The sequence below is a fragment of the Kluyvera ascorbata ATCC 33433 genome (genome assembly GCF_000735365.1).
Taxonomy (GTDB): Bacteria; Pseudomonadota; Gammaproteobacteria; order Enterobacterales; family Enterobacteriaceae; genus Kluyvera; species Kluyvera ascorbata.
In genome coordinates this window covers 1-17,852 of the sequence record NZ_JMPL01000093.1, presented here as the reverse complement: position 1 = coordinate 17,852, position 17,852 = coordinate 1, and the positions used below count along the sequence as shown (strand labels likewise).

Annotated in this window: 18 protein-coding genes and 1 other RNA gene; 15 read left to right on the top strand and 4 right to left on the bottom strand. The window is 54.6% G+C overall.

All coding sequences use genetic code 11. The features are described from left to right. The 7 genes from GKAS_RS17845 to GKAS_RS17815 form a co-directional block, all read left to right on the top strand. On the top strand, positions 1-250 hold a 250-nt coding region (locus GKAS_RS17845; protein WP_281630970.1), incomplete at its 5' end, for a transketolase-like TK C-terminal-containing protein. Positions 251-545: 295 nt separating this feature from the next. Continuing rightward, complete coding sequence (gene epd / locus GKAS_RS17840) at positions 546-1,574, top strand: erythrose-4-phosphate dehydrogenase (protein WP_035896257.1); 1,029 nt, start codon at positions 546-548, stop codon at positions 1,572-1,574. A 39-nt stretch (positions 1,575-1,613) separates the two neighbouring features. Continuing rightward, a complete protein-coding gene (gene pgk / locus GKAS_RS17835) occupies positions 1,614-2,777 on the top strand; it encodes a phosphoglycerate kinase (protein WP_035896256.1) in 1,164 nt (387 codons plus the stop codon). Between the two features lie 92 nt (positions 2,778-2,869). After that, complete coding sequence (fbaA, locus tag GKAS_RS17830; RefSeq protein WP_035896255.1) at positions 2,870-3,949, top strand: class II fructose-bisphosphate aldolase; 1,080 nt, start codon at positions 2,870-2,872, stop codon at positions 3,947-3,949. A gap of 188 nt (positions 3,950-4,137) precedes the next feature. Continuing rightward, a complete protein-coding gene (locus GKAS_RS17825; RefSeq protein ID WP_035896254.1) occupies positions 4,138-4,995 on the top strand; it encodes a small-conductance mechanosensitive channel MscS in 858 nt (285 codons plus the stop codon). Between the two features lie 271 nt (positions 4,996-5,266). Beyond that, positions 5,267-5,902 carry an arginine exporter ArgO gene (gene argO / locus GKAS_RS17820; RefSeq protein WP_035896253.1) on the top strand — a complete coding sequence of 212 codons (636 nt, stop codon included), beginning with the start codon at positions 5,267-5,269 and terminating at the stop codon, positions 5,900-5,902. A gap of 85 nt (positions 5,903-5,987) precedes the next feature. Then, positions 5,988-6,752 (top strand): oxidative stress defense protein, encoded by a 765-nt coding sequence (locus GKAS_RS17815; RefSeq protein ID WP_035896252.1) that lies wholly within the window; start codon positions 5,988-5,990, stop codon positions 6,750-6,752. Positions 6,753-6,812: 60 nt separating this feature from the next. On the opposite strand, the gene argP is transcribed toward GKAS_RS17815, so the two are convergent. Further along, a complete protein-coding gene (gene argP / locus GKAS_RS17810) occupies positions 6,813-7,706 on the bottom strand; it encodes a DNA-binding transcriptional regulator ArgP (protein WP_035896251.1) in 894 nt (297 codons plus the stop codon). Positions 7,707-7,919: 213 nt separating this feature from the next. Between argP and rpiA the strand changes: the two genes are divergently transcribed. After that, complete coding sequence (rpiA, locus tag GKAS_RS17805; protein WP_035896250.1) at positions 7,920-8,579, top strand: ribose-5-phosphate isomerase RpiA; 660 nt, start codon at positions 7,920-7,922, stop codon at positions 8,577-8,579. A 263-nt stretch (positions 8,580-8,842) separates the two neighbouring features. Then, complete coding sequence (gene serA, locus GKAS_RS17800) at positions 8,843-10,075, top strand: phosphoglycerate dehydrogenase (RefSeq protein ID WP_035896249.1); 1,233 nt, start codon at positions 8,843-8,845, stop codon at positions 10,073-10,075. A gap of 376 nt (positions 10,076-10,451) precedes the next feature. Here serA and GKAS_RS17795 read toward each other — a convergent pair whose 3' ends face one another. The 3 genes from GKAS_RS17795 to zapA form a co-directional block, all read right to left on the bottom strand. Beyond that, positions 10,452-11,048 (bottom strand): 5-formyltetrahydrofolate cyclo-ligase, encoded by a 597-nt coding sequence (locus tag GKAS_RS17795; RefSeq protein WP_035896248.1) that lies wholly within the window; start codon positions 11,046-11,048, stop codon positions 10,452-10,454. Positions 11,049-11,067: 19 nt separating this feature from the next. Beyond that, a non-coding RNA gene (ssrS, locus tag GKAS_RS24100) (6S RNA) lies at positions 11,068-11,251 on the bottom strand. A gap of 41 nt (positions 11,252-11,292) precedes the next feature. After that, positions 11,293-11,622, bottom strand: a complete 330-nt coding sequence (gene zapA, locus GKAS_RS17790; protein ID WP_035896247.1) for a cell division protein ZapA — start codon at positions 11,620-11,622, stop codon at positions 11,293-11,295. Positions 11,623-11,780: 158 nt separating this feature from the next. Between zapA and GKAS_RS17785 the strand changes: the two genes are divergently transcribed. The 6 genes from GKAS_RS17785 to GKAS_RS17760 all read left to right on the top strand — a co-directional run. Next, positions 11,781-12,359 carry a YecA/YgfB family protein gene (locus GKAS_RS17785; RefSeq protein ID WP_123650682.1) on the top strand — a complete coding sequence of 193 codons (579 nt, stop codon included), beginning with the start codon at positions 11,781-11,783 and terminating at the stop codon, positions 12,357-12,359. A gap of 69 nt (positions 12,360-12,428) precedes the next feature. Next, entirely contained in the window at positions 12,429-13,745 is a 1,317-nt protein-coding gene (pepP, locus tag GKAS_RS17780) for a Xaa-Pro aminopeptidase (protein WP_035896245.1), read from the top strand. Then, on the top strand, positions 13,742-14,920 hold the full coding sequence (gene ubiH / locus GKAS_RS17775) for a 2-octaprenyl-6-methoxyphenyl hydroxylase (protein WP_035896244.1): 1,179 nt from the start codon (positions 13,742-13,744) through the stop codon (positions 14,918-14,920). Before pepP ends, ubiH begins: the two co-directional genes overlap by 4 nt. A gap of 21 nt (positions 14,921-14,941) precedes the next feature. Continuing rightward, positions 14,942-16,144 (top strand): FAD-dependent 2-octaprenylphenol hydroxylase, encoded by a 1,203-nt coding sequence (gene ubiI / locus GKAS_RS17770; protein WP_035896243.1) that lies wholly within the window; start codon positions 14,942-14,944, stop codon positions 16,142-16,144. 392 nt (positions 16,145-16,536) lie between these two features. After that, complete coding sequence (gcvT, locus tag GKAS_RS17765; RefSeq protein WP_035896242.1) at positions 16,537-17,631, top strand: glycine cleavage system aminomethyltransferase GcvT; 1,095 nt, start codon at positions 16,537-16,539, stop codon at positions 17,629-17,631. A 26-nt stretch (positions 17,632-17,657) separates the two neighbouring features. After that, on the top strand, positions 17,658-17,852 hold a 195-nt coding region (locus tag GKAS_RS17760), incomplete at its 3' end, for a glycine cleavage system protein H (protein WP_035896241.1).

Below are 17,852 nucleotides of genomic sequence, written 5' to 3'. Positions count from 1 at the left end.
GTCCATGCCGTCCACCGACGCCTTCGACAAACAGGATGCGGCTTACCGCGAATCCGTACTGCCGAAAGCGGTCTCTGCACGCGTGGCAATCGAAGCGGGCATCGCAGACTACTGGTTCAAATACGTGGGCCTGAATGGTGCTATCGTTGGCATGACCACCTTCGGTGAGTCTGCGCCAGCGGATCTGCTGTTCAAAGAGTTCGGCTTCACCGTAGAGAACGTTCTCGCGAAAGCGAAATCCCTGCTGTAATCTGCGTTTTCTCTGAAATGAAAGGGTCGCCTCGGCGGCCCTTTTTATTATTCTCAGGAATTTCTTTGCATATTATTCCAATCAAAATGTGATGTATGTCAGATATTAGGCGTCTCTGTCTGGACAATCATTCCTTTTATTCCTTGTTTCGCTTATTCTAGCTGAAGCGTTTCAGTCGATAAATTGTTCGACATTTAACCAATCAGTCACTGTTTGTGGCGGGTGAGGTTTCCCAAAGCGTTTGGCTGCATTACTCTGTTGCCACTTTGCATCGGGACAACCTTGCAGGAGACCTATGACCGTACGCGTAGCGATTAATGGCTTCGGTCGCATTGGACGTAACGTGGTTCGTGCTTTGTATGAATCCGGACGCCGTGCGGAAATCACCGTGGTGGCAATCAACGAACTGGCAGATGCTGCGGGCATCGCGCACTTGTTGAAATATGACACCAGCCACGGGCGCTTTGCCTGGGATGTTCGCCAGGAGCGTGAACAGCTTTTCGTCGGCGATGACGCCATCCGTCTTCTGCATGAGCGCGCTATTGAAGCGCTCCCCTGGAAAGAGCTATCGGTTGATGTCGTGCTAGACTGTACCGGCGTATACGGCAGTCGCCATGACGGCGAAGCCCATATTGCCGCTGGCGCGAAGAAGGTGCTCTTTTCACATCCTGGCAGCAACGATCTCGACGCCACCGTCGTGTTTGGCGTTAACGAACATGAGCTGTGTGCCGAACACCGCATCGTGTCCAACGCCTCCTGTACCACGAACTGCATAATCCCCGTCATCAAATTGTTGGATGATGCCTATGGCATTGAATCGGGCACGGTCACGACCATCCACTCCGCGATGCATGACCAGCAGGTGATTGACGCCTACCATCCCGATTTACGCCGTACGCGCGCGGCAAGTCAGTCGATTATTCCGGTGGATACCAAGCTTGCTGCGGGCATTGCCCGTATTTTCCCGCAGTTTGGCGACCGTTTCGAAGCGATTGCGGTGCGAGTACCGACCATTAACGTGACGGCAATTGACCTGAGCGTGACGGTGAAAAAGCCAGTAAAAGCAAATGAAGTCAACCAGTTGCTGCAAAAAGCAGCACAGGGTGCATTTCATGGTATAGTTGACTATACGGAATTACCGTTGGTCTCAACTGATTTTAACCACGATCCGCACAGCGCCATCGTCGATGGCACGCAGACGCGGGTGAGTGGAGCGCATCTGATCAAAACGCTGGTCTGGTGTGATAACGAATGGGGCTTTGCTAACCGAATGCTCGACACCACGTTAGCAATGGCCGCTATTGGTTTCAGGCTCGACGCTTGAGCGTCGACAAAACTTTAAGTATCAACGAGAGGATTCACCATGTCTGTAATTAAGATGACCGATCTGGATCTGGCTGGTAAACGCGTTTTCATCCGTGCGGACCTGAACGTACCAGTTAAAGAAGGGAAAGTAACCAGCGACGCACGTATCCGTGCTTCACTGCCAACTATCGAGCTGGCGCTGAAACAGGGTGCGAAAGTGATGGTGACTTCTCACCTGGGTCGTCCGACCGAAGGCGAGTACAACGAAGAATTCTCTCTGCTGCCGGTTGTTAATTACCTGAAAGACAAACTGTCTGCTCCGGTTCGTCTGGTTAAAGATTACCTGGACGGCGTTGAAGTTGCTGCCGGTGAGCTGGTTGTTCTGGAAAACGTTCGCTTCAACAAAGGCGAGAAGAAAGACGACGAAGCGCTGTCCAAAAAATACGCAGCACTGTGCGACGTATTCGTGATGGATGCATTCGGTACTGCACACCGTGCACAGGCTTCCACCCACGGTATCGGCAAGTTTGCTGACGTGGCGTGCGCAGGCCCGCTGCTGGCAGCAGAACTGGACGCGCTGGGTAAAGCACTGAAAGAACCAGCTCGCCCAATGGTGGCTATCGTTGGTGGTTCTAAAGTTTCTACCAAACTGACCGTTCTGGATTCCCTGTCTAAAATTGCTGACCAGCTGATCGTTGGTGGTGGTATCGCGAACACCTTCGTTGCCGCTCAAGGCCACAACGTTGGTAAATCCCTGTACGAAGCGGACCTGGTTGACGAAGCTAAGCGTCTGCTGACGACCTGCGATATCCCAGTTCCAACTGACGTTCGCGTAGCGACCGAGTTCTCCGAAACCGCGACCGCTACCCTGAAATCTGTAAACGACATCAAAGATGAAGAGCAGATTCTGGACCTGGGCGACGTTTCTGCTGAGAAACTGGCAGGCATCCTGAAAAACGCAAAAACCATTCTGTGGAACGGCCCAGTTGGCGTGTTCGAATTCCCGAACTTCCGCAAAGGTACTGAAATTGTTGCTAACGCAATCGCAGACAGCGACGCGTTCTCCATCGCAGGCGGCGGCGACACCCTGGCAGCTATCGACCTGTTCGGTATCGCTGACAAAATCTCCTACATCTCCACTGGCGGCGGCGCATTCCTCGAATTCGTGGAAGGCAAAGTACTGCCAGCAGTAGCAATGCTCGAAGAGCGCGCTAAGAAGTAAGCCATTCAAGGGCAGGGAAACCTGCCCAATTTTCAGCGCGCTTTATAGAGCTCGCACCTTTTCTAACGGCCGAAGATACAGGACTACGTGACATGTCTAAAATTTTTGATTTCGTAAAACCAGGTGTTATCACCGGTGATGACGTACAGAAAGTTTTCCAGGTAGCAAAAGAAAACAATTTCGCTCTGCCAGCAGTTAACTGCGTTGGTACTGACTCTATCAACGCCGTGCTGGAAACCGCTGCAAAAGTTAAAGCACCGGTTATCGTTCAGTTCTCCAACGGTGGCGCTGCGTTTATCGCAGGTAAAGGCGTGAAAACTGACGTTCCTCAGGGCGCTGCAATCCTGGGTGCTATCTCTGGTGCGCATCACGTACACCAGATGGCTGAACACTATGGTGTTCCAGTTATCCTGCACACTGACCACTGCGCTAAGAAACTGCTGCCATGGATCGACGGTCTGCTGGACGCGGGTGAAAAACACTTCGCGGCTACCGGTAAACCACTGTTCTCTTCCCACATGATCGACCTGTCCGAAGAGTCCCTGCACGAAAACATCGAAATCTGCTCCAAATACCTGGCGCGTATGTCCAAAATGGGCATGACTCTGGAAATCGAACTGGGTTGCACCGGCGGTGAAGAAGACGGCGTGGACAACAGCCACATGGACGCTTCTGCACTGTACACTCAGCCAGAAGACGTTGATTACGCCTACACCGAACTGAGCAAAATCAGCCCACGTTTCACCATCGCAGCTTCCTTCGGTAACGTACACGGCGTGTACAAACCAGGTAACGTGGTTCTGACCCCAACCATCCTGCGTGATTCTCAGGAATACGTTTCTAAGAAACACAACCTGCCGCACAACAGCCTGAACTTCGTCTTCCACGGCGGTTCCGGTTCTTCTGCTCAGGAAATCAAAGACTCCGTAAGCTACGGCGTAGTGAAAATGAACATCGATACCGACACCCAATGGGCAACCTGGGACGGTATCCTGCAGTACTACAAAACCAACGAAGCTTACCTGCAAGGTCAGCTGGGCAACCCGAAAGGCGAAGACCAGCCGAACAAGAAATACTACGATCCACGCGTATGGCTGCGTGCAGCTCAGGCGTCCATGATCGCACGTCTGGAACAGGCTTTCTCTGAACTGAACGCGAAAGACGTTCTGTAAGATAAACCTGATTTTTGACCAAAAGCCCGCTGCCTAGCGGGCTTTTTTATTGCCTTTTCAATATGATGTGCCGGATAAAACTGTGATCTATTTGGCAAAATACTGATTTTTTGTTTACCCTTTATACCTGCCTGTACTTTTGCAGGCCGTTTTTAGTTTCCCATCCGGGTATCCATAAGGAATATTGAATGGAAGATTTAAACGTTGTCGATAGCATAAACGACGCTGGCTCCTGGCTGGTGCGCAACCAGGAGCTCCTGCTGAGCTACGCCGTCAATATCGTGGCGGCGATTGCCATCCTCATCGTCGGGATGATCGTGGCGAGAATTGTATCGGGCACCGTCAACCGTCTGATGCTGGCGCGTAAAATTGATGCCACCGTAGCGGACTTCCTCTCCGCGCTGGTGCGCTACGCGATTATTGCCTTTACGCTGATTGCCGCGCTGGGCCGCGTTGGCGTGCAGACTGCCTCGGTGATTGCCGTACTGGGTGCCGCCGGTTTAGCTGTGGGTCTGGCGCTGCAGGGCTCGCTCTCCAACCTGGCCGCTGGCGTACTGCTGGTGATGTTCCGTCCGTTCCGTGCGGGTGAATACGTTGACCTGGGCGGCGTTGCCGGTACCGTGTTGAGCGTGCAGATTTTCTCAACCACCATGCGTACCGTTGACGGCAAAATTATCGTTATTCCGAACGGTAAAATTATCGCCGGTAATATTATCAACTTCTCCCGTGAACCTGCGCGCCGTAATGAGTTTATTATTGGCGTCTCTTACGATGCGGATATTGACCAGGTTAAGCAGATTCTGACCCGTATTCTTGAAGCGGATAATCGTATTCTCAAAGACCGCGATATTACCGTGCGTTTAAATGAACTGGCGCCGTCGTCAGTGAATTTTGTCGTGCGTGCCTGGAGCCTGAGCGGCGACCTGCAAAACGTCTACTGGGACGTGCTGGAGCAAATTAAGCGCGAGTTCGATGCCAACGGCATCAGCTTCCCCTATCCACAGTTAGACGTGAATATGAAGCCGGGCAGTTCTGCCCAGCAGTAATCGCTTCTAAGCAGTAATAAGGCCGGGCTGATGCCCGGTTTTTTTATGGGCGACCAAACATGGTAGGCCTGATAAGCGTAGCGCCATCAGGCACTGACTGAGCGCATTAGTGCCGGATGGCGACGTAAACGTCTTATCCGGCCTACATCGGTGCGCGTATCTTCAATTTATAATTAGCTAAACTTATTACTGATTAAAAATATCAATTTCCGCTAATGATTCTATCGCGTTATAGTCAGCGCCATTCCTGAACTACTTAAAGAAAACTATCGTGATATCTTATTACTTTCAAGGTCTTATGCTTGGGGCGGCCATGATTCTTCCGCTGGGGCCGCAAAATGCGTTCGTGATGAACCAGGGGATTCGTCGCCAATACCATTTGATGATTGCGCTGCTGTGCGCCATTAGCGATCTGGTGCTTATCTGCGCCGGGATATTTGGCGGCAGCGCCTTGTTGAATGCCTCGCCGTGGCTGCTGGCGTTGGTCACCTGGGGCGGCGTCGTGTTCCTGCTGTGGTATGGCTTTGGCGCGTTAAAAACCGCGATGGGTAGCAATATTGAACTGGCGAATGCGGAAGTGATGAAGCAGGGGCGCTGGAAAATTATTGCGACCATGCTGGCGGTGACCTGGCTTAACCCACACGTATATCTGGACACCTTTGTGGTGCTGGGCAGTCTCGGCGGTCAGCTGGCGGATGAGCCAAAACGCTGGTTTGCGCTGGGTACCGTCAGCGCTTCCTTCCTGTGGTTCTTTGCGCTGGCGTTGCTGGCAGCCTGGCTCGCTCCTCGTTTACGAACCGCTAAAGCGCAGCGTATTATTAACCTGATTGTTGGCGTAGTGATGTGGTTTATTGCATTTCAGCTGGCAAAAGAGGGCGTTGGACACCTGCATGCATTGTTGAACTAGGTCTCATCTGATGGACTTTCCCCTGGCAACGGCTAAGCTTGCAGGCAAGACCCCGTTGTCGGGTGATAACCAAGGAGATACAACAGTGAAGTTTAAAGTGATGGCTCTGGCTGCAGTAGTTGGGTTTAGCGCAATGGCGGTGCAGGCAAATGAATTGCCGGACAGCCCGCATATCGTGACATCGGGTACGGCGAGCGTGGATGCGGTTCCGGATATCGCGACGCTTGCCATTGAAGTCAACATTGCTGCCAAGGATGCCGCAAGCGCGAAAAAACAGGCCGACCAGCGTGTTGCGCAATATCTCTCCTTCCTCGAGCAGAACGGCGTAGCGAAAAAAGATATCAGCTCCGCGAACCTGCGTACTCAGCCGGATTACGACTATCAGAACGGGAAAAGCGTGCTGAAAGGCTATCGCGCGGTACGTACCGTTGAGGTGACGCTGCGTCAGTTGGATAAGCTGAATTCGCTGCTGGATGGCGCGCTGAAAGCCGGGTTGAATGAAATCCGTTCCGTGTCGCTGGGCGTGGCGCAGCCGGATGCTTATAAAGATAAGGCGCGTAAAGCGGCGATTGAAGATGCGATTCATCAGGCGCAGTCGCTAGCGGCGGGCTTCCACAGTAAGCTGGGGCCGGTGTATAGCGTGCGTTATCATGTGTCTAACTATCAGCCGAGCCCAATGGTGCGGATGATGAAGGCCGATGCGGCGCCGGTTTCAGCACAGGAAACTTACGAGCAGGCGACTATCCAGTTTGACGATCAGGTGGATGTGGTGTTCCAGCTTCAGCCTGAGCAGGCTGCTGCTCCAGCGGCTCCTGCTGCAACTCAAGCTCCTGCACCTGCGGCGAAATAAGCGGTTAATTAGGGCGGCGGCGATTGGCCGCCCCTTGCACACTTTCTGTGTTAGTGCGGGTTAATCCTGACGCAACACCTTATGTCCATAAGCCAGCAACGCATCCGTCACCTTCCGCATCATCCGGCTCTCTGGCGCAAAACGGTGCCAGTACAGCATCCGGCGCTGGAACAGACCCGGCGTCAAATCAATCAGCTCACCGCTCGCCAACTCTTTCTCAATTTGCAGATGCGGGATCATACAGCAGGTCGTCCCCTGACGCGCCAGCTGCACAAACGCTTCCGACGAGTTAACGATATGGCAAGGTACGCTGCCCGGCGGCAGATCGAAGTTCTGCTGCAAAAAGGCCTGGTGCATATCGTCCAGATGATCGAAGGCTACCGCTGGCGCTTTCAGCAGCGCAGAGCGAGTCACTCCGTTAGGGAAATAGCGCTCAGCGAACGCTTTGGAACCGACAAACAGATAGTCGAGCGCCCCAAGCTGATCGACCAAACAGCTCGGCAGCGCCTGCGGCTGAATACTCACCGCGCCAACCACTTCGCCGCGACGCAGGCGTTCCTGGGTGCGGGTTTCATCTTCTACCTGTAAATTTAAACGGATAGGCGAGTTGGCCAGCACATCGGCCAGCGCTGGCAGCAGCCAGGTGGCCAGACTGTCGGCGTTGACCGCCAGCGACAGCAGCAGCGGCGTCGAACCGGTTTGCTCGTCACCCAGCCACTCCTCTTCCAGCAGTTCAACCTGACGCAGCAGCGCCAGCAGCTTCTGACCCTGTTCCGTTGGGCGCGGCGGCACGGTACGTACCAGCAGCGGCTGGCCGAACATGTTTTCCAGCTGTTTTATTCGTTGGGAAACGGCGGACTGAGTAATACACAGTTTCTGCGCGGCGCGTTCAAATCCACGTTCTCTGATAACGGCATCCAGCGCCTGTAGTGTTCTGTAGTCCGGACGTTTCATTGCTCTGAGATACTCCCCTGTAGGTGTTATCTGCACTATGACATAATTTTACCGGAGATACAGACGAAAATGGTTTGCAGTTTACTGTGACAAAGGTCACGAGTTGAACGCCTGCTCCATCGCACTCAGCCTGAGGTTTCCCGGCGGCTCGAATTATTCCAGCGTTATGTTCTATAATGCGCGGCAGTTGATGACACCACAGGCGAAACGATCATGACGCAGGATGAACTGAAAAAAGCAGTAGGCTGGGCGGCACTTCAATACGTACAGCCGGGTACGATTGTGGGTGTAGGCACGGGCTCTACCGCAGCGCACTTTATTGACGCGCTGGGCACGATGAAAGGACAAATCGAAGGGGCGGTCTCAAGCTCTGATGCCTCTACCGAGAAGCTGAAAAGCCTCGGCATCACCGTTTTCGACCTGAACGAAGTCGACCGTTTAGGCATCTACGTGGACGGCGCGGATGAAATTAACGGCCACATGCAGATGATCAAAGGCGGCGGCGCGGCGTTGACCCGCGAAAAAATCATCGCCTCCGTAGCGGATAAATTTATCTGTATCGCCGATTCATCCAAGCAGGTTGATATCCTGGGCAACTTCCCGCTGCCGGTGGAAGTTATCCCAATGGCTCGTAGCGCCGTGGCGCGTGAGCTGGTGAGGCTGGGTGGTCGTCCGGAATACCGTCAGGGCGTAGTGACCGATAACGGCAACGTTATCCTCGACGTTCATGGCCTGGAAATTCTCGACGCCATCGCGCTGGAAAACGCCATTAATGGCATCCCAGGCGTAGTGACCGTAGGGCTTTTCGCTAATCGTGGCGCAGATGTGGCGCTGATTGGTACCGCCGACGGCGTGAAAACCATAGTGAAATGATCTGACGGGGGGAAATCGCAATTTCCCCCATTTTTTTTATGTGGGCTAAATTTGGTGACTTGTGTCACATTTCAATCTCACACCTTATTAACATCCCATCTTTATCTTCTCACTTAGCATTTTATGCTGGCATTTCTCGCTACATGACGCTTCCTCATATCCCCGACGCAAACGTTCATATTGCCGCAATATTTTTTTTGATATGTTGCTTAGATGAACTTTCGTTCATCACAGCATCAGTAAAACAAAGACAGGACGGGGAAATGGCTAAGGTATCACTGGAAAAAGAGAAAATTAAATTTCTGCTGGTTGAAGGCGTGCACCAGAAGGCGGTGGATAGTCTGCGTGCAGCAGGTTACACCAATATCGAGTTTCACAAGGGTGCGCTGGACACTGAACAGCTGAAAGAGTCGATCCGTGATGCGCATTTCATCGGCCTGCGATCCCGTACTCACCTGACGGAAGACGTTTTTGCTGCTGCTGAGAAACTGGTGGCGGTCGGGTGTTTCTGCATTGGTACTAACCAGGTTGACCTGGTCGCGGCGGCTAAACGCGGCGTGCCGGTATTTAACGCCCCGTTCTCTAATACCCGCTCTGTGGCGGAGCTGGTGATCGGTGAGCTGCTATTGCTGCTACGCGGTATTCCGGAAGCGAACGCCAAAGCACACCGCGGCGTATGGAACAAACTGGCTGCGGGCTCTTATGAAGCGCGCGGCAAAAAGCTGGGTATTATTGGTTATGGCCACATCGGTACTCAGTTAGGCATTCTGGCGGAATCGCTGGGGATGCATGTCTTCTTCTACGATATCGAAAGCAAGCTGCCGCTGGGTAATGCCACGCAGGTTCAGCATCTTTCTGACCTGCTGAATATGAGCGACGTGGTCAGCCTGCACGTGCCGGAAAACGCCTCCACCAAAAATATGATGGGTGCGGAAGAACTGGCGCTGATGAAACCGGGCGCGCTGCTGATTAACGCCTCACGCGGTACGGTTGTTGAAATTCCTGCGCTGTGCGATGCGCTGGCGCGTAAACATCTGGCGGGCGCGGCTATTGACGTCTTCCCAACCGAGCCTGCGACCAACAGCGAGCCGTTCACCTCGCCGCTGTGCGAGTTCGACAACGTTATCCTGACTCCGCACATTGGCGGCTCAACTCAGGAAGCGCAGGAGAACATCGGTCTGGAAGTGGCGGGTAAACTGATTAAGTACTCCGACAACGGTTCTACGCTCTCTGCGGTTAACTTCCCGGAAGTGTCGCTGCCACTGCACGGCGGCCGTCGTCTGCTGCACATCCACGAAAACCGTCCTGGCGTACTGACTGCGCTCAACCAAATCTTTGCCGAGCAGGGCGTCAACATTGCCGCGCAGTACCTGCAAACCACGCCACAGATGGGCTACGTGGTTATCGATATTGAAGCGGAAGAGGATGTAGCGGAGAAAGCGCTGCTGAGCATGAAGGCGATTCCTGGCACCGTTCGCGCGCGTCTGCTGTACTAATCTTTCTCTTTTCTATCCAGACGGGCAGGCCATTGGTCTGCCCGTTTTGTTTTTCTGTTTCCGTTCTGCAACTCATACATGGCATTTACGAGCCTCGCCGCAAACGGTGATTAAAGATTCTGCTGCGCATTGTGTGTAGTGAAAAGGATTTTACGATAGGGGTTCAGCATAGGGCTGAAACGGAAAAGCCCCTACCGAAGCAGGGGCTCTAAAAGGAAAGGGATAATGATGAGACTCGTCATCATACTGCTGATTCTGTTAATCATCGCTTCGCCAGCATATTAACAGTCTTTACGCAGGAGGGAGGTTCGCCTCCCTCACCCTTTACCGAGGAATTTAGGTCAAAAAAGAATCGATGTCAATCGGCAGAAAATACTTACCACTGCCACACTTTCGACGGCGTGACTACGGCGGGGAGGGGGATATCCCACTCTTCAACCGGCAAGGCGTCAACTAACTGACAATCGTGCGCATAGCCGACAGGCTGAATGCCGTACTGCTGCCAGTTCTGCAACGTGCGGTCGTAAAAACCACCGCCCATGCCAAGCCTCTGACCTTGTTCATCAAAGGCAACCAGCGGTGTTATCAGCACGTCGAGTTTAGCTAGCGGCAGTACGTCACGGACATCCAGCTTCGGTTCGCGGATTTTGAGGCGGTTCATGACCAGTTCGCTGTGCGGGTGATAATGCAGAAACAGCAGGTTGCCTGGACTGAACGGATGAAGTACCGGCAGGTAAACACGCTTACCGGTTCGCCAGAGCTGTTCAATCAAAGGTTGAGTGTCGAGTTCGCCGTCAAAGGATAAAAACAGCGCGACGGTTTTTGCCATCACCACGGGAGGCCAGGCCATCATGCGGTCTGCGGCTTGTTCACCGTAAAGCGTTTGCTGTTGGGGCGTGAGCGCACGACGACGTTGCCGGATTAACTGGCGAATGTGCTGTCGGGAATTTTGTTGCTCAGATGGATGCGTCATAAGACCGGTTGGTAGAAGGGGAATCTCCGAGATGCCGCCGCAGGCTGTAACCCTTGAACCCTTGGTTCAAGGTGAATGCGTCGTCACAGTTTTAAGGCTTCTCGGACGGACCGAGCATGCTCACCAACCATGGAGCGCCACATTCTTGTGGTATGAAATATCGGCTCAGGGGACTGGCCCGCTTGCGAACATCTCAGAGAAATTTTGTCTTCACAGTCACTCTACCATAGTAAACTGCAAAGTGTTATTCAAACTTTGGGGCTGTCTTATCGGATATGCGACCCTGGTCAAGCAACGCCTGTTCAATGGTCTGTTGTAGCATCCGAATACGCTGTTCCATGCTGGAAGCATAGTCGCGCGTCTTTGCCCTTTCCTGAGTTAACTCATAGCTGATGTTCAACGCGGCGATGAAAACCAGCTGCTCAGTATTTGTGACTCTAGTGCGTTCTTTCAGATCTTGCAACCGCTGATTCAGATCGTCCGCTGCCTGATTCAAAGCATCTCTTTGTTCAGGCGGGCAATTCACTCGCAGTGAACGGCCAAAAATTTGGATATCGACGGGTTGTGCAGACATGCCACCTTCCTGCTGATTGACTGCGCGTCCTTCACTCTCAGGATGTGAAGGGGCGACACTATAGCTACCCTGGTATGAAGATACAAGCCCTTTTCTGGTATCTCCAGGGTCCAAAGTGGTAGCATACCATGAATTCCACCCAACAATGACGAATGCGCATGTCTATACAGAACGAAATGCCGGTTTACACCGTGATGAACCAACTGTTGAACCAACAAGGGGTAGGCCTGACGCCTGCAGAAATGCACGGTCTGCTGAGTGGTTTGCTCTGCGGCGGAAACAAGGACAGCTCCTGGCAGCCGCTGGTTCACGACCTGACCAACGAAGGTCTGGCCTTTGGTCACGAGCTTGCCGAGTCGCTGCGTTCCATGCATGCGGCAACCAGCGATGCGCTGGAAGACGACGGCTTCCTTTTTCAGCTTTATCTGCCTGAAGGCGACGACGTCAGCGTGTTCGACCGCGCCGATGCGCTCTCTGGCTGGGTAAACCATTTCCTGCTTGGCCTGGGCATGGTACAGCCAAAGCTGGATAAAGTGAGAGATGAAACCGGCGAAGCCATTGACGATCTTCGAAATATTGCGCAACTTGGCTATGAAGAAGATGAAGATCAGGAAGAGCTGGAAATGTCGCTGGAAGAAATTATCGAATACGTTCGCGTAGCGGCGCTGCTGTGCCACGATACTTTCACCCACCCGCAGCCGACCGCGCCTGAAGTGCAAAAGCCAACATTACACTAATCACAACGCCCGCTCTGCTTGCTGCGCAAGGCCGGCGAACGGAGCGCTAAGGGATTGAAAGGAGATGTCATGACACAGCAAGCGTTTCTCCGCCGCCGCCAGGCATTACTGGCGCAAATGAAGCCAGGCAGTGCGGCGCTGATTTTTGCCGCACCAGAGGTGACTCGCAGCGCGGATTCTGAGTATCCCTATCGCCAGAACAGCGATTTTTGGTACTTCACCGGCTTTAACGAGCCTGAAGCCTTGCTGGTGCTGATTAAAAGCGATGACACTCACAACCACAGCGTGCTGTTCAACCGCGTTCGCGACCTGACGGCTGAGATCTGGTTTGGTCGCCGTCTGGGCCAGGACGTCGCGCCGGAAAAACTGGGCGTTGACCGCGCGCTGGCGTTCAGCGAAATCAATCAGCAGCTGTTCCAGTTGCTGAACGGCCTGGACGTGATTTACCACGCGCAGGGAGAATACGCTTTTGCCGATGACATCGTCTTCACCGCGCTGGATAAACTGCGTAAAGGTTCGCGTCAGAATCTGACCGCGCCGGATGCGATGATCGACTGGCGTCCGATGGTGCATGAAATGCGCCTGTTCAAAGACAGCGAAGAGATTGAAATCCTGCGTCGCGCCGGTGAAATTTCCGCGCTGGCCCATACCCGCGCGATGGAAAAATGTCAGCCGGGGATGTTTGAATACCAGTTAGAAGGGGAAATCCTCCACGAATTCACCCGTCACGGCGCGCGCTACCCGTCCTATAACACCATCGTGGGCAGCGGCGAAAACGGCTGCATTCTGCACTACACCGAAAACGAATCCGAGCTGCGCGACGGCGATCTGGTGCTGATTGACGCAGGCTGCGAATACAAAGGCTACGCGGGCGATATCACCCGTACGTTCCCGGTGAACGGCAAATTTACCCCAGCACAGCGCGCTATCTACGATATCGTGCTCGCTTCGCTATACAAATCCCTTGAGCTCTATCGCCCGGGCACCTCCATTCAGGAAGTGACCGGCGAAGTGGTGCGCATTATGGTGACTGGCCTGCACGGTCTGGGGATCCTCAAAGGGGAAATTGACCAGTTGATTACCGACAACGCCCACCGCCCGTACTTTATGCATGGCCTGAGCCACTGGCTGGGGCTGGATGTGCATGACGTAGGCGTCTACGGCGCAGACCGCTCGCGCGTGTTGGAGCCGGGCATGGTGCTGACCGTTGAACCTGGCCTGTACATCGCGCCAGACGCGGACGTGCCGGCGGAATATCGCGGTATCGGCATTCGTATTGAAGACGATATTCTCATTACCGAAGACGGTAACGAGAATCTCACCGCGAGCGTGGTGAAGGATGCGGATGCCATTGAAGCGTTGATGGCAGCGGCACGTCAGCTATGAGCGTGATTATTGTCGGCGGCGGTATGACCGGCGCCACATTGGCGCTGGCTATTTCGCAGTTAACGGCGGGTCGCCTGCCGGTGCATCTGATTGAAGCGGCGGATATTCACGCCGCAGAACACCCGGGCTTTGACGGCCGGGCGATTGCGCTAGCGGCTGGTACCTGCCAGCAACTGGCGAAGGTCAATCTCTGGCAGGCCATTGCCGACTGTGCAACGCCGATTACCACCGTTCACGTCAGTGACCGCGGTCATGCTGGTTTTGTCACCCTTGATGCTCAAGATTATCGGTTATCTGCACTCGGCAATGTCGTTGAGCTGCACGACGTGGGGCAGCGGCTGTTCGGCCTGCTGCGCCATGCGCGCGGCGTCACGCTGCATTGTCCTTCGCGGGTGTCGCTGGTTGAACGCCAGGCTGATGGTGTAAGCGTTACGCTGGACAGCGGTGAAACGCTGCACGGCAAGCTGCTGGTTGCTGCCGATGGCTCGCGCTCCACGCTTGGCGAGCAGTGCGGTATTACCTGGCAGCAGGAACCGTACAATCAGGTGGCGGTGATTGCTAATGTCTCCACCGCCGTGCCGCATCAGGGGCGGGCGTTTGAACGTTTCACCGAGCATGGCCCTATTGCCATGCTGCCGATGTCGCAAAATCGCTGTTCGCTGGTGTGGTGCCACCCGCTGGCGCGCCATGATGACGTGCTGAGTTGGTCTGATACGCAGTTTTGCCAGGCGCTACAGAAAGCGTTCGGCTGGCGTTTAGGGCGAATCACCCACGCTGGCGCGCGCAGCGTCTATCCACTGTCGCTAACCACCGCCACCCGGACGGTATCGCACCGTCTGGCGCTAGTAGGCAACGCGGCGCAGACGCTGCACCCGATTGCCGGGCAAGGTTTTAACCTCGGCATGCGCGACGTGATGACGCTGGCGGAACATCTGGCGGGTGCGCACGAGGCCAATCAGGATATCGGCGACTATTCGCTGCTGTGCCATTACCAGCGTCAGCGCGCGCAAGACAAAGCGGCCACGATTGGCGTCACCGACGGGCTGGTGCATATTTTCGCCAACCGCTGGGCGCCGCTGGTGGCCGGGCGCAACGTCGGCCTGATGTCGATGGAATTATTTACCCCTGCACGCGATGTGCTGGCGCAGCGGACGCTGGGCTGGGTCGCCCGCTAATCAGCAGTTTAAGGAGTTAATGTGCAAAGTGTTGATGTTGCCATCGTAGGCGGTGGAATGGTTGGGCTGGCGGTGGCCTGCGGTTTACAGGGCAGCGGCCTGCGGGTTGCCGTGCTGGAACAGTCGCTGCCGCAGGCGCTTGCCGCCGATGCGCCGCCTGCGCTGCGCGTCTCTGCTATTAATGCGGGCAGTGAAAAGCTGCTCACCAGGCTGGACGTCTGGTCGGCCATTGTGGCCCAGCGCGCCAGTTGCTATCACGGTATGGAAGTGTGGGATAAAGACAGCTTCGGCCGCATCGCGTTTGATGACCGCAGCATGGGCTACAGCCATCTCGGCCATATCGTTGAAAATGCGGTGATTCACCATGCGCTGTGGCAGAAAGCCGAGCGCAGTAGTGACGTTACCCTGATGGCCCCTGCAGAACTTCAACAGGTAGTTTGGGGTGAGAACGAAGCATTCCTGACGCTAAAAGACGGTAACATGCTGACCGCGCGTCTGGTGGTCGGCGCGGACGGCGCGAACTCCTGGCTGCGCAGCAAAGCGGATATTCCGCTGACCTTCTGGGACTATCGTCACCACGCGCTGGTGGCGACCGTTCGCACCGAAGAGCCGCACGAAGCCGTTGCGCGCCAGAGCTTCCACGGCGACGGTATTCTGGCCTTCCTGCCGCTGAGCGATCCGCATCTCTGTTCGATAGTCTGGTCGCTGTCGCCGCAGGAAGCAGAACGGATGCAGCAGGCCGATGACGCTGAATTTAACCAGAAGCTGAATATCGCCTTTGATAATCGCCTGGGGCTGTGCAAGGTAGAGAGCGAGCGTCAGGTGTACCCGTTGACCGGACGCTATGCGCGTCAGTTTGCTGCCCACCGCCTGGCGCTGGTCGGCGATGCGGCGCACACCATCCATCCTTTGGCCGGGCAGGGCGTTAACCTGGGCTTTATGGACGCCGCCGAGCTGATTGAAGAACTGCGCCGTCTGCATACACAGGGCAAAGATATCGGGCAGCACTTCTATCTGCGTCGCTACGAGCGCAGCCGTAAGCACAGCGCCGCGCTGATGCTGGCGGGAATGCAGGGTTTTCGCGAGCTGTTTGCCGGTGAAAACCCGGCGAAAAAACTGCTGCGCGACCTCGGCCTTGCGCTGGCCGATACGCTACCCGGCGTGAAGCCGCAGCTGATTCGTCAGGCGATGGGCCTCAACGACCTCCCTGAGTGGCTTCGTTAAGTCGCTCACACTTTTACTCCCGGTGGTTCTACCGGGAGTCTCCTTCCTCATTTGAAAAATTCTAATTTCACGCCATTTTTCGCATTAGTTTTATTAATCCATGCGTTTTTATGTTACGGAAAAGTCGCCCTGTTTTACGCATATAATATTATCTTATGCTGAATTGTTAATTGTTGTTGTTAATTAAATGTGGCGTATTTCGCTTTTTTGCAGTCGATTCCTCTGTATGATTTTTCGCGACTTTTGGTCATAAGCTAATGTGATGTCCCCTTTTTCAGGATGGTTTACCACGATGTTCGGTGGTAAGTTCAGGGAAAAGAGAACGTTTGCGTCGGTGCCCAAATGGGCGTCGGCGTTTGGTTTTGTGGTGCGATATATTCAACGAGGACATGATGGCTCAACAAACGCCTTTGTATGACCAGCACGTGTTATGTGGCGCGCGTATGGTGGATTTTCACGGCTGGATGATGCCGCTGCACTATGGCTCACAAATTGATGAGCACCACGCGGTGCGTACCGATGCCGGGATGTTCGATGTGTCGCACATGACCATCGTCGATCTGCACGGACCACGGACCCGAGAGTTCCTACGCTATCTGCTGGCAAACGATGTTGCCAAGCTCACCAAGCCCGGCAAGGCGCTCTACAGCGGTATGCTGAATGCATCGGGCGGCGTGATTGATGACCTTATCGTCTACTACCTCACCGAAGATTATTTCCGCCTCGTCGTAAACTCCGCCACTCGCGAAAAAGACCTCTCCTGGATTACCCAACACGCTGAACCTTATGCCATCGACATCACCGTCCGTGATGACCTGTCGTTGATTGCCGTACAGGGTCCAAACGCGCAGGCGAAAGCGGGCACGCTGTTCACCGATGAGCAGCGTCACGCCGTGGAAGGCATGAAGCCGTTCTTTGGCGTGCAGGCGGGTGACTTCTTTATTGCGACCACCGGCTATACCGGTGAAGCGGGTTATGAAATTGCCCTGCCAAAAGAGCAGGCCGCCGATTTCTGGCAGAAACTGGTACAGGCAGGCGTGAAGCCTTGCGGCCTGGGCGCGCGTGACACGCTGCGTCTGGAAGCCGGGATGAACCTCTACGGTCAGGAAATGGATGAAAGCGTTTCTCCGCTGGCGGCCAACATGGGCTGGACCATCGCCTGGGAACCCGCAGACCGCAACTTTATTGGTCGCGACGTGTTGGAACTGGAACGCGAAAAAGGCACCGAACAATTGGTCGGCCTGGTGATGACCGAAAAAGGCGTGCTGCGCGGTGAACTGCCGGTGCGCTTTACCGATGCTCACGGCAACGCGTGCGAAGGTGTGATCACCAGCGGGACTTTCTCGCCAACCTTAGGCCATAGTATTGCGCTGGCTCGCGTCCCGGCTGGGATTGGCGAGACGGCGATCGTGCAGATCCGCAACCGCGAAATGCCGGTCAAAGTAACGAAACCTATTTTTGTGCGTAACGGCAAGGCCGTCGCGTAAGCCCTTTTTATTCTGGAGATTTTTTGATGAGCAACGTACCAGCAGAACTGAAATACAGTAAAGAACACGAATGGCTGCGCAAAGAAGCTGACGGTAGCTACACCGTTGGCATCACCGAGCACGCACAGGAATTACTGGGCGACATGGTCTTCGTTGACCTGCCGGAAGTCGGCGCGACCGTTAGCGCGGGCGATGACTGCGCCGTGGCGGAATCCGTTAAA